At 65.6% G+C, this 19,329-nt stretch carries 23 protein-coding genes, 1 tRNA gene and 1 pseudogene; 10 read left to right on the forward strand and 15 right to left on the reverse strand.

All coding sequences use genetic code 11. From position 1 onward, the window contains the following. Positions 1 to 274 (reverse strand): annotated as a pseudogene (locus VQ042_RS17045) (hypothetical protein); the annotation flags it as partial. Between the two features lie 168 nt (positions 275 to 442). Between VQ042_RS17045 and VQ042_RS17050 the strand changes: the two are divergent. Together VQ042_RS17050 and VQ042_RS17055 are read left to right on the forward strand one after the other, a co-directional pair. Further along, positions 443 to 649: a hypothetical protein gene (locus VQ042_RS17050; protein ID WP_331821440.1), complete on the forward strand. Its 207-nt coding sequence runs from the start codon at positions 443 to 445 to the stop codon at positions 647 to 649. Then, positions 649 to 957 carry a hypothetical protein gene (locus VQ042_RS17055; RefSeq protein ID WP_331821442.1) on the forward strand — a complete coding sequence of 103 codons (309 nt, stop codon included), beginning with the start codon at positions 649 to 651 and terminating at the stop codon, positions 955 to 957. The genes VQ042_RS17050 and VQ042_RS17055 overlap by 1 nt, the downstream gene beginning before the upstream one ends. A 134-nt stretch (positions 958 to 1,091) precedes the next feature. On the opposite strand, the gene VQ042_RS17060 is transcribed toward VQ042_RS17055, so the two are convergent. After that, on the reverse strand, positions 1,092 to 1,391 hold the full coding sequence (locus VQ042_RS17060; RefSeq protein WP_331821444.1) for a hypothetical protein: 300 nt from the start codon (positions 1,389 to 1,391) through the stop codon (positions 1,092 to 1,094). Positions 1,392 to 1,677: 286 nt separating this feature from the next. Between VQ042_RS17060 and VQ042_RS17065 the strand changes: the two genes are divergently transcribed. Continuing rightward, entirely contained in the window at positions 1,678 to 2,136 is a 459-nt protein-coding gene (locus VQ042_RS17065) for a hypothetical protein (RefSeq protein WP_331821446.1), read from the forward strand. Positions 2,137 to 2,416: 280 nt separating this feature from the next. On the opposite strand, the gene VQ042_RS17070 is transcribed toward VQ042_RS17065, so the two are convergent. Beyond that, complete coding sequence (locus VQ042_RS17070; RefSeq protein ID WP_331821447.1) at positions 2,417 to 2,887, reverse strand: MarR family winged helix-turn-helix transcriptional regulator; 471 nt, start codon at positions 2,885 to 2,887, stop codon at positions 2,417 to 2,419. A gap of 322 nt (positions 2,888 to 3,209) precedes the next feature. Here VQ042_RS17070 and VQ042_RS17075 point away from each other — a divergent pair, with 322 nt between their 5' ends. The 5 genes from VQ042_RS17075 (at position 3,210) to VQ042_RS17095 (ending at position 5,253) form a co-directional block, all read left to right on the forward strand. Further along, positions 3,210 to 3,383: a hypothetical protein gene (locus VQ042_RS17075; protein WP_331821449.1), complete on the forward strand. Its 174-nt coding sequence runs from the start codon at positions 3,210 to 3,212 to the stop codon at positions 3,381 to 3,383. A 61-nt stretch (positions 3,384 to 3,444) separates the two neighbouring features. After that, a complete protein-coding gene (locus VQ042_RS17080; RefSeq protein ID WP_331821451.1) occupies positions 3,445 to 4,050 on the forward strand; it encodes a hypothetical protein in 606 nt (201 codons plus the stop codon). Then, a complete protein-coding gene (locus VQ042_RS17085) occupies positions 4,050 to 4,436 on the forward strand; it encodes a hypothetical protein (RefSeq protein WP_331821453.1) in 387 nt (128 codons plus the stop codon). Before VQ042_RS17080 ends, VQ042_RS17085 begins: the two co-directional genes overlap by 1 nt. A gap of 24 nt (positions 4,437 to 4,460) precedes the next feature. Beyond that, on the forward strand, positions 4,461 to 4,922 hold the full coding sequence (locus VQ042_RS17090; protein ID WP_331821454.1) for a hypothetical protein: 462 nt from the start codon (positions 4,461 to 4,463) through the stop codon (positions 4,920 to 4,922). A 133-nt stretch (positions 4,923 to 5,055) separates the two neighbouring features. Further along, positions 5,056 to 5,253: a hypothetical protein gene (locus tag VQ042_RS17095; RefSeq protein ID WP_331821456.1), complete on the forward strand. Its 198-nt coding sequence runs from the start codon at positions 5,056 to 5,058 to the stop codon at positions 5,251 to 5,253. 53 nt (positions 5,254 to 5,306) lie between these two features. On the opposite strand, the gene VQ042_RS17100 is transcribed toward VQ042_RS17095, so the two are convergent. The 9 genes from VQ042_RS17100 to VQ042_RS17140 all read right to left on the reverse strand — a co-directional run bounded on the left by VQ042_RS17100 (position 5,307) and on the right by VQ042_RS17140 (position 11,754). Next, positions 5,307 to 5,930, reverse strand: coding sequence for a metallophosphoesterase family protein (locus tag VQ042_RS17100; protein WP_331821458.1), 624 nt, complete (start codon positions 5,928 to 5,930; stop codon positions 5,307 to 5,309). Positions 5,931 to 5,950: 20 nt separating this feature from the next. Beyond that, the gene (locus tag VQ042_RS17105; RefSeq protein WP_331821460.1) at positions 5,951 to 6,136 is read right to left on the reverse strand and encodes a hypothetical protein; all 186 of its coding nucleotides are present in this window, start codon (positions 6,134 to 6,136) and stop codon (positions 5,951 to 5,953) included. A gap of 18 nt (positions 6,137 to 6,154) precedes the next feature. Further along, positions 6,155 to 7,696, reverse strand: coding sequence for an AAA family ATPase (locus VQ042_RS17110; protein WP_331821462.1), 1,542 nt, complete (start codon positions 7,694 to 7,696; stop codon positions 6,155 to 6,157). Between the two features lie 113 nt (positions 7,697 to 7,809). Then, a complete protein-coding gene (locus VQ042_RS17115) occupies positions 7,810 to 8,157 on the reverse strand; it encodes a hypothetical protein (protein ID WP_331821464.1) in 348 nt (115 codons plus the stop codon). Between the two features lie 184 nt (positions 8,158 to 8,341). Beyond that, positions 8,342 to 8,417 (reverse strand) — tRNA-Lys (locus VQ042_RS17120). Between the two features lie 163 nt (positions 8,418 to 8,580). Continuing rightward, positions 8,581 to 9,015: a PilZ domain-containing protein gene (locus tag VQ042_RS17125; RefSeq protein WP_331821466.1), complete on the reverse strand. Its 435-nt coding sequence runs from the start codon at positions 9,013 to 9,015 to the stop codon at positions 8,581 to 8,583. A gap of 153 nt (positions 9,016 to 9,168) precedes the next feature. Further along, on the reverse strand, positions 9,169 to 10,188 hold the full coding sequence (ilvC, locus tag VQ042_RS17130) for a ketol-acid reductoisomerase (protein WP_331821468.1): 1,020 nt from the start codon (positions 10,186 to 10,188) through the stop codon (positions 9,169 to 9,171). A 38-nt stretch (positions 10,189 to 10,226) separates the two neighbouring features. Next, positions 10,227 to 10,844 (reverse strand): TetR/AcrR family transcriptional regulator C-terminal domain-containing protein, encoded by a 618-nt coding sequence (locus VQ042_RS17135; protein ID WP_331821519.1) that lies wholly within the window; start codon positions 10,842 to 10,844, stop codon positions 10,227 to 10,229. A 166-nt stretch (positions 10,845 to 11,010) separates the two neighbouring features. Continuing rightward, on the reverse strand, positions 11,011 to 11,754 hold the full coding sequence (locus tag VQ042_RS17140) for a pyridoxine 5'-phosphate synthase (protein WP_331821470.1): 744 nt from the start codon (positions 11,752 to 11,754) through the stop codon (positions 11,011 to 11,013). A 201-nt stretch (positions 11,755 to 11,955) separates the two neighbouring features. On the opposite strand from VQ042_RS17140, the gene VQ042_RS17145 reads away from it, so the two are divergent. Next, positions 11,956 to 13,479: a hypothetical protein gene (locus tag VQ042_RS17145; protein ID WP_331821472.1), complete on the forward strand. Its 1,524-nt coding sequence runs from the start codon at positions 11,956 to 11,958 to the stop codon at positions 13,477 to 13,479. A gap of 120 nt (positions 13,480 to 13,599) precedes the next feature. On the opposite strand, the gene VQ042_RS17150 is transcribed toward VQ042_RS17145, so the two are convergent. The 3 genes from VQ042_RS17150 to ilvN form a co-directional block, all read right to left on the reverse strand. After that, entirely contained in the window at positions 13,600 to 14,727 is a 1,128-nt protein-coding gene (locus VQ042_RS17150; protein ID WP_331821474.1) for an ATP-dependent DNA helicase, read from the reverse strand. A 165-nt stretch (positions 14,728 to 14,892) separates the two neighbouring features. Then, complete coding sequence (locus VQ042_RS17155) at positions 14,893 to 16,896, reverse strand: hybrid sensor histidine kinase/response regulator (protein WP_331821476.1); 2,004 nt, start codon at positions 16,894 to 16,896, stop codon at positions 14,893 to 14,895. A gap of 98 nt (positions 16,897 to 16,994) precedes the next feature. Beyond that, a complete protein-coding gene (gene ilvN / locus VQ042_RS17160) occupies positions 16,995 to 17,567 on the reverse strand; it encodes an acetolactate synthase small subunit (protein ID WP_331821478.1) in 573 nt (190 codons plus the stop codon). A gap of 191 nt (positions 17,568 to 17,758) precedes the next feature. Here ilvN and VQ042_RS17165 point away from each other — a divergent pair, with 191 nt between their 5' ends. Beyond that, complete coding sequence (locus VQ042_RS17165; protein ID WP_331821480.1) at positions 17,759 to 19,270, forward strand: hypothetical protein; 1,512 nt, start codon at positions 17,759 to 17,761, stop codon at positions 19,268 to 19,270. Positions 19,271 to 19,329 lie beyond the last annotated feature (59 nt).

Below are 19,329 nucleotides of genomic sequence, written 5' to 3' on the forward strand. Positions count from 1 at the left end.
TCGGCTTTCTGCGATGGATACGGCTGGTCTTGCTGACGCCCTTGAGAAAGCGCTCATTCTCGGCCGAGCGGTAGGCGCTGTCTGCCCAGACATCGGAGGCGGTGTTTGAAGGGGCGATCAGCCCTTCGCGCAAACGCGCTCCGTCATGAGCCGCCGCGTCGGTGACGAGAGACTCGAAATCGACCGTAACGGAGAGCTTCTCCAATGGATCGCCATGGCGTGAGAGTTGCGAAAGCCGATCCTCGACGTCCCAAAACCCGATCTGTCCCGCCATCCGACCCCTCCCGAAAGCGCGACCTCAGTGAATCATGTCAGCACGAAATCCGCCAGTTTCCGGAGGCATCCANACCCGATCTGTCCCGCCATCCGACCCCTCCCGAAAGCGCGACCTCAGTGAATCATGTCAGCACGAAATCCGCCAGTTTCCGGAGGCATCCATCTGATGGCGATGCAGGGCGAGGATGTCGCCGACAATAGCCTCGTCCTGCATGCGGTGTATCTCATGGCGACCTGCGCGATCATTATCGATGCCAGTGCCCACGGGACATTGAGGGATGACCGGGTGCTGCCCGGGGCCCAGGTGTTCGCGATGGTGCAGGCCGAGATCCTGAGGCGTCGGGCGGCGTTCGAGGAGAGGAAGACGGCCTGATGGGCAAGTATGAAGGCACCTGGGTCGATGTCGCTCGCGAGACGATGACCGAGAGCGAGGTCTACGCGCTGATGGCGGGCATAGAGCGGGAGATCCAGGACGATCCGGAGTGCGCCCTGGAACAGGCGAACAGCATCGTCCAGCGGCACTACCCGAACGTCGTCATCGTCGCGTGGGACGACGAGACCGCCGCGGTTTCGGGGACGGAGCTTGTCGACAGGGCCATCGAGATCCTCGCGGGCTCGAAGCGTTGGGACGAGCAGCTGGCGCGCAACACTCATCTGAATCCGGGTGTCGGTAAGGACTGAAACCCTTATGTAATAGGCGTTGTACCTGTTTCGCGATTTCAGTAACAACACCTTGCTGGCTCGCCGCAAACGGAACCAAATATTGTTATCGTTCGCTCTCCTGACCCGGCTTTTCCGCAGCCATCCAGTGACCCTCACATCGGGTTGCTCTCGTCGTTGACGGTCGGCTCGTTCGCGATCCTGTCTGCGTCGAACTCGTCTACGATCTGCGTGATCCCGGCGTCCGCAGCCAGATCCCGCAGCTGCTCCCGGATATAGCGGACCTGGCCCAACGCTTCGGTCAGCGACCCGTCGATGTTGTATGGCGTCGGATCGTCTGGCGCCGCGGTCGCCGGATCGAACGCGAAGAGTTCCTGAGCGATTGAGACGTTGCCCTCCACCGCGGCGAGTTCGGTCCAGATCGCAATCAGGCGCTCGATTTGGCGGGTGTCCATGATGATTCCAGCGCTGTGGGAGATCGTTCTTCAAGGTTATACCGGATCTGCGCAGGCGGCGTAGCGCCGTCATCCTCGCCTGCCAAGGCCTCCCTCACCCGTCCTCATCTGCCGCCTCCACGATCCTGTTCTTCGGGCCGCTCGGCAGCGCTTCCCGCGCCATTAGGAGCGTCTTCACCAGTGCAGCGTCCCCGAGTGGAGCGAATCGACGGAATTTGCCATACGTGCCCGCGTACCGAGTAGAGGAGAGAATATGTTTAATCGGGTTCGACTGGCTTTTGTCGGAATGATAGTAGCGACACCGCTGGTTCTGTCGGGATGTCAAACGGGGAAGCCGGGAGTTTCGAACGACACGTATACGGGGGTAACGACATACTACTCGGGTATCGTAGACGCGAACAGTGGGCTACTGATGAACCTGAAATCGCAGGCTATTTATTCAGATAAGCTCGGATACGGCGTCAAAACGAACTACTTCAGTTCGGCATCCGGCTGGATGTTTCTGGAGAGCGCGTATGCTGGAGGGAGGCAGTACAACTACGACGTGACTGACCGCCAGACGGCAATGTGCAGCGGGACTGGCTGTGTCACTATCGAGAAGGGCTTCATCCATATGACCGAGTCCGAGTTCGCCAAGGCGGCGGAGACGGGCTTCGACTTCAAGCTCATCGGGAGCCGCGGGTCAGTGACCGGCCGCATCGAGCCAGCAGTTTTCCAGCAAGTCACCAGCCAACGGACCGGGTGATCCTGGATCAAACTCCTGAGCAACAAGAGAAGCCGTCTCCGCGGAGACGGCTTCTGAACTCAATGATCTCCGAGGCGGGTGTTCAGTTTCCGAAATTTATGTACAACCCCTGCGCCATAGGGGTTTGCGGCCCGTTATACCGTTTGCGCAGATCCGGTATAACGGAAATCGGCGTCGTACAGCGGCGGGGATGCGTGGGTAGGTATTCAGTCGTCGCGGTCGAGAGATGGGCTTCAGTGGGCAAGTGAGAGGCCGTTTTTCCGACCGAGGCCGGCGTGGATCACCGAAGGCGGGCCAGGCGTTCCTTCAGTTGCTCGTCGAGAAGCTCAAGCGCTTCGCGGATCTCACCGGTTTCTGAATCGGACAGTCCGCCGAAAAGGTTCTCTTCGACGCCTCGCCAGATCTCTCGAACCAACGCCTGCATCTCGACGCCGGCGTCAGTGAGGACGACCGCACTCTTCCGATGATCGAGCATGTCTGGGATCTGCTCGACGAGTCCCTTCTTCGACAGGCAATTCAACATCTTAGAGACCGTGGCGGGGCGGACGCCGAGCCGGGCGGCAATCTGGCAAACGGTTCGTGTCGGCTCTGCGGAAAGAAGGATGATCAGCTCGTCCTGGCCGGGGCGCAGGCCCGCCACGCGTGTCGCGATCTCCACATAAGCGCGAGTAAGCTTCGCGACGCGCAGCAGATCGACAACGATGTGGCTGCTGGCTGGCGCCGCCGAGGCGATGTCTGACGTTTGGTACATCGGATCTCCCTCCTGATTGGCGTGTCACCTGACAACAAGAGATCAGTCGCCAGATTCCGATGCCACGTTTTCCATGCGCCCCACGCATTGCATCGCTGCCAGTCACCCGCCCACGGCAAACCGGCCATTTAAACGCCCGCTGAGCGGATGAAGGGTCACCGAAGGGTTTATCCCTCCTACCCTTCGCCTCTGCCTTCAGCGGCCAGTATAAACGCTGTTTTTATTTCACGAGTTGCCTTGATTTCCGTCTATGAGGAAGCTATCTTTATCGTATCGGCAGGGAGCAAGTCCCGCTGCGAGCGAGGCGAAAAAGGCTAGCGAAATGAACAATCTGAAGGCGATCATGAACTGCGCATGGGAAATCGCCCGGGCTGGCGCCGCCGGATTCGGCGGCAAGGTCCGCATGTATTTTGGCGCTGCATTGAAGCAGTATTGGAAGGAGAACGGGATGAACGGCGAGAACAAGAAGTCGATCGGGGACAAGACCGCCACCTGACCCCTGAACCCCGGGTCTCCGCAAATGTGTGGAGACCTCCTCAATCAAACAGGAAAGCGCTATGATCGAATTCTCCGTCCCGCCCGTCGACCATTCGTTCGAGGCCGCTGGCTACTTCGAAGCCGGCGATTTCCTTCGCGAGGCCGGCGAGGCTCTCTACGGCGACCGCTGGCAGACCGCGATCGCCCGCGACTTGGACGTTTCGGACCGCACCGTGCGCAACTGGAACGCCATGAAATTCGCGATTCCCCTCGGCGTCCAGCGCGACATCCTCGCTCTCCTGTCGGCCCGCGAGATCGAAATTGCTCGTGTCCGGGGCGGCGGCGAAAGGATGCTCGAGCACGACGATCAGCCGACCCGGGTCTGTTCCGACTCTCCGGAGACCACGTTCATCTTCGGTAGCATCAGCCACCGTTCGTCCGCGGACATGCACGACGCGATCGCGTACGCCTGGATCGGCGGTGGCGTCACCCCGGACCTCGCGGATGTCGAGGAAATCCTCGCAAACTGGGAAATCTCCGCCGAGGAGATCGAAGGCGCCGACGGGTGGGGCCTCGCCGGGACCGAAGAGAAGGACCCCCTCAACAACTATGAGCGCCGCGAACTCAAGGCCGCCGTCGAGCGGCTCCGGGACCGGCTGGCGAACGGCGACGAGGAGGACGAGTGATGGGCCTCCGCGAACTCATGACCCGGGCGCACAAGAAGACGAAGCGCCTCGTCCGCGCCGGCATCAGCTACGCAGCGACCCTGCGCCTCGTCCTCCGCGATCTCTGGCACCTCCTCCGCCGCCCGCTCCCTGCCCTCGTCGGCCGGCGCCGGGACGTCATGCGCGCCGAATCCCTGCGGTCCACGTGGCTCCCTTACTACGCCGCCGAGATCGAACACTGGGTCCTCGAATGCCAGGACGAGCCCGGCGTTTTCGAGCGCGGCCTGACCCTGACCCTCGCCCTTTTCCGCAGCGAGGCGGCATTCTGGATCGACATCGGGCGCGGCGGAATGCTCGGCCTCGAGCGGCTCGGCGAGATCATCCGCGGCGAAGAAGTCGCCGCATAATCAATGTAGGAAAGGAACACTCACATGATCAAGACCATCGACCTCGACTCCCCTGCCGCTTCCGAAGCTTTCGAGGAAGCAAATGGCCGCGCCAATACTTTCACCCTCGGCGTGGACGACGCGAAGCGCATCGCCGAGAGCGTCTGCAGGCAGCTCGACAACGCCGGTCTCGCGGCATCGAATCGTAAGGGCGTCGAGGTCTACGTGCGGTCCGGCGGGCCGAGCGGGAGCAGCTACAACCACGCGGCGAACGGGACGGAATTCAAGCTTCTGTGGCGCGGCGGACGCTTTCAGATCGTCGCCGGCAGCGTGGGGCGGGTCAGCGTCTACCCGACGAATCCGAAGGTCCGGCGGGTCACGCTGAACGAAGCGCAGGCAGAGATCGTCCGGAACGCCGCCGTCCGCCCCTTCCCCATCGCTGCCGCCGCGGCACCGAGCAAGCTGGTTTCGAGCCAGACCGAAGCCAACGACCATCGCCCCATCTAACGCATAGATCAAAACGAGAACATCCCATAGCCTCCGGTTCACCAGAATCGGAGGCTTTCTCTTGTCCAGACGATCGCGCTACGTCCGCCCCCTCGGCGTCCTGCCGCCAGACGCTGGCATCACGGACGCTCACATGCGCACGATCATCACCCTGGCGATCGAAGAGATCCCAGTCGATTTGCGGGCCCGCATCGCGATGAAGCGGCCGCCGACGAACTGGCAAGATTACGATGACGCCAGGAGGGCGATCGCGGAGCATCTGGTGTCGAGGATCCGCGAATCGGTGCGGTGCGATTACTCCGGATCGGGCGCGAACGGAGGGCACGGGTGACTGCGGTCTATTATGCCGATGTGCGGGTTTTCCGCACATGGCTATAATAGAGATCACCGTCCGCCGGCTTGGTCGACCCTCTGCTGCATGACGTCGCCCAGAGCCCTGGCCTCCGCCTCTTCCTTGGCCCGTTCGATGTATGCCCGCTCCCACCCCTCGAGCTTGCTGCCGATCGTCGGGGTGGGCGTCCGTACCGCCAAGATCTCGTCGAGAGTGACCGGCCGGAAGTCCCAGCAATCGACACCGACATCCACGGCGCCGGCGACCAGGCGATTGCCGTGGACGTGCCCGAAGAGGTGAACGCTGTCCCTGTAATAGGCAGGCCATTCTGCCAAGGGGTAGTGACACATGACCACCCGCTTGCCGTCGACGGCGATCTCCTTCAGATCATGGACCGATTCCCAACCCCAGTCGCGAACAGACGACTTGTCGTGATTGCCGACAATCAGGTGCTTGCGGCCATGCAGCATCCCGAAGATCTTGTGGGCGTCGTCGACGGACATTTTGTAAGCGAAGTCGCCGAGGTGCCAGACCTCGTCTCCCGGCGCGACGGTAGCGTTCCAGCGCTTCACCATCTCGCTGTCCATCCTGCCGACAGTCTTGAACGGCCTGGCGCACAGATCGATGATGCCGGCGTGCCCAAAATGGTGGTCTGCTGTGAAGAAAATCCTGCTCATCGTGGCCTCCATCGCCAATGCTACTGCCTTCTAATGCTCTGAAGCTTCCACCGCATTACATTGAGGCCGATACTTTTACGCATTTCCGCGTCAGTGTTGGTCCAGACTTCCAGCGCAGATGCGACGAAATCGTTGGGCGGGATGCCCTCTCCCTCTTCGATCTGGCGCAGGCGTTCCTGCAAATGCTTTGGGATCACGATCAACATGGGTAGGCCTCCTTCGCCTTAATTCCGGATTTCCAGCCGGTCGCGGTTGTCGACAAGCGCCTCGACGATGCGCGACAACTGCCTGAGAGAGCCGCCGCGCCAGGCCTTCTTCAGCAGGTCTTCTTCGTCGGGCGCGATCGGCGGGATCATTCCCGGGACGAGGCCCCGCTTCCGCCGGATGTCGTCCACGATCCGGCGGGCGAGAGGACCGATGTGTTCGGGGCCCGGGTCCGGCATCCGAACGACGTCGAACCGGTCCCTCAACGGCGCCGGGATCGACAAGGTGTTCGCTGTCGCGACGAACGAAACGTGCGAGAGATCGATCGGCGCGTCGAGAGCGGTCTCGTAATATGCCTGCGCAGTATGCGCCTCCAGCATCGGCAGCAAGACATCCACGAGACTACCGTTCTCGAAGTGCCTGCCCGCCTTCTCGATCTCGTCGAGAATGACCAGGGGATTCGCCACACCGTGCTGTCGGATCGCTTCGCCCGGCGTCGACAGCTGCGCGGAGTGCCACCTGGCGGGCGTTCCTCCGAAGCTGTTGTCGCCCGAGGAAGCACACGGGAACACGAAATGCGGAGTGTCCAGCATCGCGGCGATCGCCTGCAAGAGACTCGTCTTCCCCGTTCCCGGCGCGCCGACGAGGAGGGTCGGCCGCAGCTTCACCACGTCGCCGACATTGATGCCCGCCAGAAGCCGGCGGATCACGTCGCCGGCGTGGGGCCACTCCCCCAGGAGCATCGCAGTCGGGTCGTTGTAGACAGTCCGCAACGGCAGATCGACGTTCGCGATCTTCTCGCATGCCGACCACAGTGACTTCGTGGCTTGCGTCTTGGGCGTGGCGATCGGCGAGGTCAGGACGCGGGCGGTCGGGCCGGCGGGCTCCGGCATGCGCACGTCTTCCTCGACCAGCGGAGCCGCCTCCTCCGGCTCCTGGGCGCCGGCTTCGGCGCGGAAGATCGCCAGGATCTCGATGAAGTCGGAGGGCAGGCTCGCTTGTTCGATCGCCAGGTCGAGGTGGACGCAATCGAACGAAAGCGGGTCCCAGCCGGCCGGCCAGACGGCATCGGGCGTTCCGAAGTGCAGACGCAAGACCTCGGTCAGATGCGCCTCGCCGACCCTGGTGGCGTCGATCTCGGCGGAGGCGATCCTCGCCAACACATCAGGCACAACGTCATCCGGCCCGAGCTGGAGCAGGACATCGCTCTGCCCGAGAGCCTTGAGAATTTCCCGGACATCGATATAGCGGCCGGCGACGTCGAGCGACGCGCCCCGCGCTTCATGGACGATGCCTGAGACGTACGTTCTTGCTGCCCACCGAGCAGACCGCTCCCAGTTTTCGTTCGACCGGATAACGACCAGGCGGCGGCGATCCGACATCCGCTCCGGAATACGGAGTTCAGGATTCGCGAGGAAAATCGCTTTGAGAGTGGGGATTCGGGCGTCTTCGACGAGAGACTGGATGCCGGGATCTTCGTCGTCGACGTCGTCGCCGGAGAAGGTCTGGCCTTCGCTGTATGCGCGGCGAGACCCGACGAGACGGGCAAGCTTCTTTGACATAGAAAGCACTCCAGAGTCGACGGTTGCGGGCCTAATTCGCCTGGGTTCCGTCTGGAAGCGTTCTGGGTATCAGCGAGGGGTTAAGATCGCTTAACGAATATCCCGAGAAATCGTCATAGATCCTCGAACTCTTCGAAATCGTCGTCGTGGGCGAGTTCGAGCATGCATGACCTCGCGACCTGGCGGACGAAGCCCGATTCCTCACGCAGGTCAGCGTAGACCAGGCGTATCCGGTGATCGAACTCGGCTTTCAATGCCAGCTGGTGCTCGAGCTTGGCGAGCAGCTTCGGTGGGATCCGGGATTCGCCGTTCAGCCAGCGAGTCACTTGCCGCATCGGGACCATAGTCGACCGTTGAAGGCTTTCTGCGGTCGATCGCGGGAAGACCTTTTTCACCAGCGCGATCGAGGCGGCAGCGTCGTAGGGGACGAAATCTGGCTTCTGGGAATTGTCGTCGTTCATGTCGGGGGCCTCCGTTCGCCCAGGTGGTGATCGCCCGAACTATGGTGGCAGAAGCCGGCGCGAGGCTGAAGCCGAAAGTCCCGACAGAATCCCTGTCAGGGACCAATCAGGGACCAAATGCCAATCACCGGGCCGGCAGTGCTTCGCCGAAATCCCGTTTCAGCATCGATATCAAGGGGTTATTTGGTGGGTGATGTAGGGTTCGAACCTACGACCCGCTGATTAAGAGTCAGCTGCTCTACCAACTGAGCTAATCACCCACGACGCCGGTGGCGTTCGGTAGCGGCTACATAAGCGGAAGCGCGGGACCTGTCCACCCCGCGCGATGGCATTTTTGCAGTGCGATGACAGTTATTTCGGCGGCCAGCCGATCCTTGCCCCTGCAGGCGCGGCGCCCCTGCGAGCAGGCCCGGTCCTTGCGGGTCAGGACCAGGCGAACAGGCGAGTCAGGGCCTCGGGCAGTGCTTCCGGCTCGATGCGACGGATGCTGCCGGTGACGGCGGGCGCGGGCCGCGTGTCGACCGGCGCGGGGGCCGGCGCCGGCTCCGGTCGCCGGTCCTCGTGGTCGGGGCCCGGCTCGATGTCCAGAAAGCGGATGCCGGCGAACATGGCGCGGCGGTAGACCAGGCGCGCCGGGCGCTCGTCCTGCGCCTCGCCGATCCGGATCTGGAATTCCTTGGGCAGATGCGCGGCGTCGTCGATGGTCAGGAGCGCGCCGGTGGCCGAAATGTTGCGCACGATGCAGTCGAAGGTGGAATAGCCGCCGTTGAAGACGACCTTCGCGCGCTTGAGGGTGCGCATGCGCGGCGCGACGCGGCGTTCCGAATCGTCCGGCTCGTGTTCAGGAAGCGCGGCCATATCAGCCTCCGTGCCAGGTCTGTCGCCCCGTTTGTCGCAGGAACTCCTTTGCATTTCCTGAACCGGACGCGGCAAGTTCGCCTGAAATGCAAGGCGCCGGCGGGACAAGGCCCCGCCGGCGCTGTTTTTCTGCGAAGAGCGCCTATGCCGCGATCAGTTGCGGTCCTTGTCGACCAGCGCGTTGGACTTGATCCACGGCATCATGCCGCGCAGCTTCTCGCCGACTTCCTCGATCTGGTGCTTGTCGTTGAGGCGGCGGATGCCCTTGAAGCGCGCGCCGCCGGCCCGGTATTCCTGCATCCAGTCCGAGGTGAACTTGCCGGTCTGGATGTCGTGCAGGACGCGCTTCATCTCGGCCTTGGTTTCCGAGGTGATGATGCGCGGGCCGGAGACATACTCGCCCCATTCGGCGGTGTTGGAGATCGAGTAGTTCATGTTGGCGATGCCGCCCTCATAGATGAGGTCGACGATCAGCTTCACTTCGTGCAGGCACTCGAAATAGGCCATTTCCGGCGCGTAGCCGGCTTCCACCAGCGTCTCGAAGCCGGCGCGGATCAGCTCGACGAGACCGCCGCACAGGACGACCTGCTCGCCGAACAGGTCGGTCTCGCACTCTTCCTTGAAGTTCGTCTCGATGATGCCCGAGCGGCCACCGCCGACGCCGCAGGCGTAGGACAGCGCCAGTTCCAGCGCGTTGCCCGACGGATCCTGGTGAACGGCGACGAGGCACGGCACGCCGCCACCCTTCTGGTATTCGCCGCGCACCGTGTGGCCCGGGCCCTTCGGCGCGATCATCACCACGTCGACGCTCGCCTTCGGCTCGATCAGGCCGAAATGCACGTTGAGGCCGTGGGCGAAGGCGATCGCAGCGCCATCGCGGATGTGCGGGGCGATCTCGTCGCGGTAGATGTCGGCCTGGAGCTCGTCCGGGGTCGCCATCATCATCAGGTCGGCCCAGCCGGCCGCCTCGGAGACGGTCATGACCTTGAAGCCGTCGGCTTCGGCCTTCTTGGCGGTCGCCGAGCCGGCGCGCAGCGCAACGGCGACATCGTTGGCGCCGGAATCCTTCAGGTTCAGCGCATGGGCACGGCCCTGGCTGCCGTAGCCGATGATCGCGACCTTGCGGGACTTGACGAGATTGAGATCGGCATCCCGATCGTAATAGACGCGCATGATGTATCCTCCTTGGATGATGGCTGGTTGTCGTGAATTCAGGCCGTTGCCGGCCTCTCCTCGTCCACTCCGTACAGAGTGAAGAACTGGTGTGTGGCGCGCTCGGCGTCGCGGGCGACGGCATCGCGATCGAGCGCCTGGCGGTCGCCGAGCAGCAGCCGAATCTGCACGTCGCGTACGACGAGGCCGAAGAAGCTGCGAAAGGCGTCGTCGGCGTCGTCGAACCGCACCAGTCCGGCGGCCCGGCCGGCCTCGAGCGCCGGCTTCAGCCGCCGCGCCATGGCGAAGGGACCGTTATGCAGGACGATGGCGCCGAGATCGGCGGTCTTCGACCCGGCCTCGGCGATGGCCAGCCGGTTGAGCGCCACCGAGGTCGGTGAGCTCAGCACGGTCAGCCAGTCGCGGGCGAACTGGGTCAGATGCGCCGCCAGACGCTCGCGGGAGGCGGCCTCCGCCCCCACCGGTACGCCGCGCACCTTGGAGGCCTGCCACTGCACCGTGGCGGTCAGCAAACCGTCCCGGTCGCCGAACCATTTGTAGAGCGTCTCCTTGGAGCAGCTCGCGGCGCGGGCGACGGCCGTCATGGTCAGCGGCCGGCGCGCCTCGACGAGCAGGCGCAGCGCCGCGTCCAGCACGGCGCCCTGGCGCTCGGTCATGCTCTCCACGGCGATGGTTTCGGTTGCCGACACTCTGCCTCCCAACGGTCGGCATTGCCGTACCGTACGTTACGGTACGGCTCCTATCCGCTGTCGGAGGCCGGTGCAAGCGGAAAACGTCGTGCCGTTGATCCGGGCTATCCGGGCAGCGCGATGCGGGGTCCGCTCAGCCCTGGCCGCAGGCGGCACGGAACCGGCGCACGCTGGCTTCCATCCCGTATTCCAGCGCATCGGCGGTCAGCCCGTGGCCGATGGAGACTTCCGCGAGATCCGGGATCCGGGCGACCAGCGCCGGCAGATTGGCGACGGTCAGGTCGTGCCCGGCATTGACGCCGAGCCCTGCGGCGAAGGCCGCGTCGGCCGTCGCGCCGAGGCGTTCGATCTCGGCGGCCGCGGCGGCGGGATCGGAATGGGTGCCGCCATAAGGGCCGGTATAGAGCTCGATCCGGTCGCAGCCCGTGGCAGCGGCGGCCGGGATCGCGGAAGGGTCGGCATCGGCGAAGAGGGACACCCGCGCACCGCCGGCCTGCAGACGCGCGACGATGGGCTGCAGAAAGGCCGCTTCGCCCGCAAAGTCCCAGCCATGGTCGGAGGTCGGCTGCGACGGATCGTCCGGCACCAGCGTCACCTGCTCGGGACTGACCGTCTCGACCAGCGCCAGGAACTCTTCGGTCGGATAGCCTTCGATGTTGAACTCGGCCGCGGGAAACTCGCTGTCGATCAACCGGCGCAGATCCGGAAGGTCGGAGAAGCGGATGTGCCGCTGGTCCGGCCGCGGATGCACGGTCAGCCCGTGTGTGCCGGCCCGCAGCGCGATGCGGCCGAAATCGACCACGTTCGGCCATGGCAGGTCGCGGCGATTGCGCAGCATGGCGACGGCATTGAGATTGACGGAGAGTGCGGTCGACATCGTGGCCTCGCGAGAAATTGCGGCGTTCCGTAACTGTGCGATCCCCGGCGAACGGTCAACGGCGCGGCAAGAAAAGCTCCCGATCCGACGACCGCGGACGGATCGCATGTTGAAAGGGCTCCCCATACAGTTAGTCTGTCACCGGCATTGTGATTACCCGGGGCGCCTCCCGGGTCTGGTTCCGAGGGAGAGAGAAGAGATATGCGCGGTTCGAACTTCATACCGATCGTGGTTGCCGGCGTCGTCGGCATCGCGATCGGCTGGGGCCTCGCCCCCGACTACGACGACGTCCGCGAGGATCTGGGCAGTCGGATCGACGGTGTCGCCGGCCAGTTGCAGACCGAGATCCAGACATTGCAGACCAGCGTCTCGGAACTCAGCCAGCAGGCTGCCGCACCGGCCGACGACGTAATGGCGCAGACGCAATCGGCGATCAGCGCCCTGGGTACCCGCCTCGACGAGCTCACCGGCGAGTTCCAGACCCGCACCGAAGCGCTGGGACAGTCGCTGCAGACGAGCGCCGGCGAGGCGCGGGACACAGCTTCGGCCAAGCTCGACTCACTGGCCGCCGCCGTCGAAGACCTGAAGGGAGACATCGCGAGCGGGGCCCCCGGTTCGGCTGAGAACGCCGCAGGCGCTGGCGGCAGCGATCCGGCGGCACTGGCTGGCCAGATCGGCAACACCGGCGCCATCCTGCTGCCCGGCCAGTCGGCGATTTTCGGCGGCACGCCGGTCGCACTCGTCGCCATCGCCGCGGAGACCGGCAACGCCACGCTGGCGGTCGCGGGCGGCGACGAACAGGACGTCGCGGCCGGCAGCAGCATCGATGTCGGCAACAATTGCCAGGTGACCGTCGCGGGCATCGCGGCCGGTGCCGCCTATCTGGGCTCGCAGGATTGCGCCGACGCAACAGCCCCCGCCTCCGGCGGCGAGACCCAGCAGGCTGAGGCGGCTCCCGCCGAAGCGGCCCCCGCACCCGAAGCGGCGGCATCCCCGGACACGGCGGCAGCCGGCGACGCCGCATCGAGCCAGGCCCCCGCGGCTGAGGCCCCGGCGGAACAGCCGGCCGAAGCTGCCGAAGCCCCGGCAGAGCAGCCGGCCGAGACGGCAGCGGCAGACGCAGCGCCGGCCGCGGACCCTGCGGGCGATCAGTCCTTGCCCATCGGCGACACGGCGATCTTCGGCGAGACGCGGGTCTTCGTCTCCGCCATCGGTGAGGACAATGCCACCCTCTTCGTCGTTGGTGGCGACGGCCGCCAGACCGTCGCGGTGGGCGAGGCGCTCGATGCCGGCAATGGCTGCAGCGTCACCGTCGAGAGCATTTCCGACGGCCAGGTGACCCTTGCCGGCGACAACTGCGCGGGTGGAACCGGCGAGGCACAGGCTGCGCCCGAGTCGGGCGAGGACACCGCTGCATCGACGCCCCAGGGTGCGATCGCACCGGCTGCCGAGGCGCCGGCGCAGGCCGAACCCGAGGCACCCGCCGAGGCCAGCGCGGCGGCTCCGGCCGGCGATGGTGGAATCACCGTCGGCCAGACGGCGACCTTCGGCGACAAGAAGGTCTTCGTCTCCGGTCTCATCAACAATGGCGCCGTTCTCTATGTCGTCGGCGGCGGTCGCCAGCAGGTGGAGACCGGAAGCTCCGCCGATCTCGGCGACGGCTGCACCGCAGTCCTCGACCGCGTCGAGAATCGCACGGTCTTCATGACCCCGAACGGCTGCTGAGCGAGCACGATAAATCCGGGCAGAACGGTAGAGGGCGGGAACGACTGGTTCCCGCCCTCTTTTCTTGGTCCGGCTTGCGGCGCCGATTGGGCGCGAACCGGATTCAGAAAGCGTTCGGGCCTATTTGACGATCGTCAGGGTCTCGGCCGCGCGGGTGATGGCGGTGTAGAGCCAGCGCTCGCGGGTCTCCTTGAAGGCCCAGCTCTCGTCGAACAGCATGACGTTGTTCCATTGGGAGCCCTGCGCCTTGTGGACCGTCAGCGCGTAGCCATAGTCGAAATCGTCGAAGCGCTTCTTGGTCGGCCAGGGAATGTCCGCATCCGGATCCTCGAAGGCGGCCTTGAGCAGCCGGATCTTGGCGGCGCCCTGGTCGATGTCGTCATCGTCCGGCTTGACGATCAGGTTGACCCCCGGCTTGGTCGTCTCGCGCGAGGCCGTCATCACCTGCCAGAGCGAGCCGTTGAGCAGCCCCTTGGCCGGGTCGTTGCGCAGGCAAACCAGCTTGTCGCCGGACATGGGCAGCGGCCCCTCGAAGCCCTTCAGCTCGCGCAGCCGTCCGTTGTAGCGCCGACGGGTGCGGTTGGTGCCAACGAGAACCTGGTCGGCGGCAAGCACCTCCTCGGTCTCCACGTCGCGCTTGCCGATGATGCGGGCCGCGCCCCAGTCGCCATGCATCAGCTCCTTGCCCTCGCGCACATGCAGAGCGAGCTCGATGATCGGGTTGTCCCGGGCCTGGCGGTGAATCTCGGTCAGGAGGAAGTCCGGCTCGGCCTCGGTGAAGAAGCCGCCGCCCGAGACCGGCGGCAACTGTCCCGGATCGCCGAGCACCAGGATCGGCGTGCCGAACGACATCAGGTCGCGGCCCAGCGCCTCGTCCACCATCGAGCATTCGTCGACGATGACCAGCTTGGCCTTGGCGACCGGGCTCTGCCGGTTCAGCGAAAAGGTCGGCGAGACCCGCGAGACGCCGCTCGCCTCGTCCGAGACGGTCTCCTCGCCGCGCGGCCGGTAGATCAGCGAATGCAGGGTGCGGGCGCTCTTGGCGCCCTTCGAGCGCAGCACCTGCGCCGCCTTGCCGGTGAAGGCGGCGAACTGCACGGCCCCGTCGATGCCCTCGGCAAAATGCTTCGCCAGCGTCGTCTTGCCGGTTCCAGCATAGCCGAACAGCCGGAAGATCGGGGTGTCCCCCGCCTCCAGCCAGCCGGCCACGGCCTTCAGCGCATCGTCCTGCTGTGGTGAGAGTTTCAAGCCGATCTCCGGTCGCCGGTCGGGCGCCCGGCCCGATTCCCTTTGCGACAAGCCTTATAGGTCCCGGCCCGCTTTTTCACCCTCGATGCGTCGCCGCGCCGATGCGACCCTGTCTCGCCTGCCAGCCGGGCGTGCCGCGGCACATCTCCGGCATCGGGATCGGTCTCAGGACGCGGTGGGCGCCCGGCCCGCAGTATCTTTGTCGTTGGCGGCAATGATCCCGGCAATCGCCCGGGCCAGTTCGCGTTCGCCGAACGGCTTGGGAAGCTTCGGCAGGGTGTTGTCGCCGCCGGGGGGCAGTTCGGCATAGCCGGTGGCCAGGATGATCGGCAGGCCGGGCAGTTCGGTGCGGATCACCTGGGCGAGCTGGCTGCCGGTCATGCGCGGCATGGCGTGATCGGTGATCACCAGATCCACTGCCTTGCCGTCCCGCAGGATGTCCAGCGCCTCGGTCCCCGACATCGCCTCGAACACGCGGTGCCCCATGTCCTCCAGCATCGCCACGGTGTTCATCAGCACCAGTCCGTCGTCGTCGACGGCCAGAATCGTCAGCGGACGGTGACCGCCGGGTTCGGCGGCAGCCGCATCGAAAGCTACCGGCGCCGCGGCGGCTGCGGCTGCGGCTGCGACGGCGTCGGCTGTCGCGGCCGGGAGCCACAATTCGACGCGGGTACCCTCTCCCTTGCGGCTGTGGATCCGCAGGCCGCCACCCGACTGGCTGACCAGCCCGTGCACCATCGACAGGCCGAGACCGGTGCCCTTGCCCACCCCCTTGGTCGTGAAGAACGGCTCGGCCGCACGCTCCACCGTCTTGGCATCCATGCCTTCGCCCGTATCGGTCACGGCGATCCGCACATAGGCGCCGGGCTGCAGGCCGCCCGGATCGGCGCGCGCGACCATCACTTCGTCGGCGTCGATGACCACGACGCCGCCGCTGCCCTCCATCGCGTCCCGCGCATTGACAAGAAGGTTGAGCAGCGCGGTCTCGAGTTGGTTGGGATCGACATGGGCCGGCGCCAATCCGCTGGAAAAATGCGTCTCGATGGTAATTTCCGGGCCGATCGAACGCTCCAGGAAGCCGGTGATACCGGCGACGAGTTCCGCCAGATCGACGGCGCGGGGCGCCAGGTCCTGCCTTCGGGCGAAGGCCAGCATGCGCTGCGTCAGCGTGGCGCCGCGCCGGGCGCCCTCGAGGGCGTTGTCGATCAGCGACAGCACCGCGTCGGGCTCCACGCCGACGCGCTTGCGCGCCATTTCCAGGCTGCCCAGAACGGCGGTGAGGAGATTGTTGAAATCGTGGGCAATGCCGCCGGTGAGTTGCCCGATCGCCTCCATCTTCTGCGACTGGGCCAGCGCGGCATTGGCCTTGGCCAGCGCCTCCTGCGCCTGCTTGCGCTCGGTGACGTCGCGCGTGATCTTGGCAAAGCCGATGACGTTGCCGTGTTCGTCGTCGACCCGGTCGACCACCACGCTCGCCCAGAAACGGCGGCCGTCCTTGCGGATGCGCCACCCCTCGGTCTCGAAGCGGCCTTCTACGAGCGCGGTGCGAAGGCCGCGCGCGGGCTCGCCACGCTCGCGGTCCTCGGGGGTGAAGAAGCGCGAGAAATGCTCGCCCACGATCTCTTCGCGGGTGTAGCCCTTGATCCGCTCGGCTCCCAGGTTCCAGTTCGTCACCCGTCCGTCGCGATCGAGCATGTAGATCGCGTAGTCGCGCACGCCGTCCACCAGCAGCCGGAACTGCTCCTCGCTGCGCTTCAGGCTCTCCGCCGCTTCCTTGCGCTCGGTCAGGTCGCGGGTGATCTTGGCGTAGCCGATCAGGCCGCCGTCGGCGTGGCGTATCGAGTCGAGCACCACATGCGCCCAGAACTGGCGGCCGTCCTTGCGGACGCGCCAGCCTTCCGTCTCGAACCGACCTTCATCGGCCGCGATCCGCAGCTCGCGCTGCGGCAGGCCCGCCTGCCGGTCCGCCGGGACGAAGAAGCGGGAGAAATTCTCCCCGAGAATCTCGTCCGCCCTGTAGCCCTTGAAGCGCTGCGCGCCGGCGTTCCAGCTCGTGATGACGCCGTCGGGATCGAGCATGTAGATCGCGTAGTCGGTGATGGCGTCGACGAGCAGTCGATAACGTCCCTCGTCGCCCCCCGACACCGTCACGCGTGCCGCTCGTGCCATGCCATCGTCCTCACGCCTTCGTTATCCGGACAGACATAGCGACGGACAGCGTGGCGCCAAGACGTGCAAGGGTCGACAAGCTGCGAAATCGTGAGCGATTACATGCCTTCCTTGCCGCGTGACAAGGCGGCCACGCCGGTGCGGCAGACCTCGACGAGTCCGAGCGGCTGCATGATCGCCACGAACTTGTCGAGCTTGGACGGCCGCCCGGTGAGCTCGAAGACGAAATGCTCGATCGACGAGTCGATGACCTTGGCGCGGAAGACGTCGGCCAGGCGCAGCGCCTCGACGCGCTTGTCGCCCTGCCCCGCCACCTTGAGGATGGCGAGTTCCCGCTCGATCGGGTCGTTGTCGCCATTGGCGCCGCCGGCCCGGGTCAGATCGACCACCCGGTGCACCGGTACGATGCGGTCGAGCTGGCTCTTCAGTTGCTCGATGACATGCGGCGCGCCGCGGGTCACCACGGTGATCCGCGACAGATGCTTCTCGTGCTCGGTCTCGGAGACGGTGAGGCTTTCGATATTGTAGCCACGACCGGAAAACAGGCCGATCACCCGCGCCAGGACGCCCGGCTCGTTGTCGACAAGCACGGCGAGAGTTCGGGACTCGATCGCCTCCTTCTCCGGCGTGATGAAATAGGCCGATGCGGGCGGCTGGACGGGTTGGTTCATGACGAAAACTCGGCAGGTTCTTGCGGTTGCGGCACCATAGAGGCGCGGCGCGCAAAGGCCAAGGACGCTTGTCAGGGCCGCCGGACCCGTGCCGCTTTTGCCGTTGGTGCTGGACGTGCGTCATCGGAAGCGCATCTTGACCTGCAATGAATGGCGCCGGACGCGGCGGCAATCGAAAGGGAGAGACGGACATGAAGACGATCGTGCTTCTCGGCACCACGGCGGCTCTGGCCTTTCCGGGCCTGAGCGGCGCATCGGCCCAGGCGCCGGGGCAGACGCATTGCGTCCCGGCGCTCACCGATGCGGGCTTTTCCCTGACACTCCGGGTCGACGGCCAGGGCGGGCTCTTCCGCCTGGCCTGCCGCGACGGGGCACTCGTCGCTATCTCGGCGGACGAGCCGGTCGCCGATGCCACTGTGCCGATGGCGCAGGAGACGCCGGACGAGGCGGCCGATCAGATCGCCGCCAGCGCCGCCGAGGCACAGTCCGAAATGGCCGCGGACGCCGAGCTAGCCGAACCGCCGGCGGAATTGTCCGCGTCGCCGGCAACGGACAGCGCTGCCGCCCCGGCCGACACGATGGCAGCGGAGATCTCGGACGAGGCCGTAACCGATTCCAGCGCCGTTGCAGCGGCAGGGTCCGAACCCGGCGACGACATGGTCGCGGTCGAACCGGGCAGCGCCGAGACAGTGGCCCAGCCGGACATGGAGCCGGCCGGGACGGATGATGCGGCAGACAGCGAGGCGGCCTCGGACTCTGCCGCAGCCGCCATCAACACCCTCGTGGGCGAATCCGGCAACGATGCCGCACTCGACCAGCTACCGACGGAGCTTGCCGATCCGACCGGCGGATCCGCGAGCGAAGACGCTGCCCAGGCAGACTCCGGCGCTGACGCACAGCCGGCCCCCGACGGCGACGATACCGCCAAGGCCGACGGACCGGCGGACGACGTAGAGGAAATGATCGACGAGAGCGCCGAAGCCGCGGCTGAGGACCTCGACGCCGATACGTTGCAGTCGCCGCCGGAGCTTTCGGCCGCCGATCTCGACACCGCCCGCAACGCCGCCGGCCTGTCGGGTGCGACGCCCGAAACCTCGATTACCGAGGCGCCGCAGGACGCGCATTCTTCTGGGCCGGCTGCCATGGCCGACGACGGCGACGCGGGCGACGACAACAAGCCGGCCGTCGCATCGAAGGATGCGGCGCCGATCGGCGCGGCCTCGCGTCCCGGCAAGGCCAAGCAGGACGACCGGCTGGCCGCCACCGATGGTCCTACGCCGGGCGAGCCGGCCAGGTCGTCGGAACCGGGCATGGTGGCAGTGCCACTTGCGGTCATCGGCAGCGCCGAACTGGCACTGCCCGGCGCCTCCTTCCGCAGTGTGGCGATCAGGGGTGACGGCGAGGACCGGATCTATGCCCTGCGCGGCGAAGTGCGCGGCGGCCGCGACGTCGCGGTCACCGTTGCCGTCGACGGGGCCGTGCTGAAGATCGACCGCGAGGTTACCCCCGACGAGGTGCCGAAGCGGATCCTGCGGATCGCCGAGGCGCTGATGCCCGATGCCGAGATCGATCACGTGATCCTGTCGAACCGCGAGAACTACAAGAGCTTCTTCGTCTTCGCCGGCATGGACACCCGCGGCGAGCGCTTCGAACTGGAGATCCGGTCCGACGGGCGCAGCGTTGCCTTCGACCGCCCGTCATAGGTTAGATGAACGAAAGGCGGCTCGCGCCGCCCTTCGTTTCGACAGATCAGAGCGTCCTT

Source organism: Aurantimonas sp. A2-1-M11, assembly GCF_036549475.1.
Taxonomy (GTDB): domain Bacteria; phylum Pseudomonadota; class Alphaproteobacteria; order Rhizobiales; family Rhizobiaceae; genus Aurantimonas.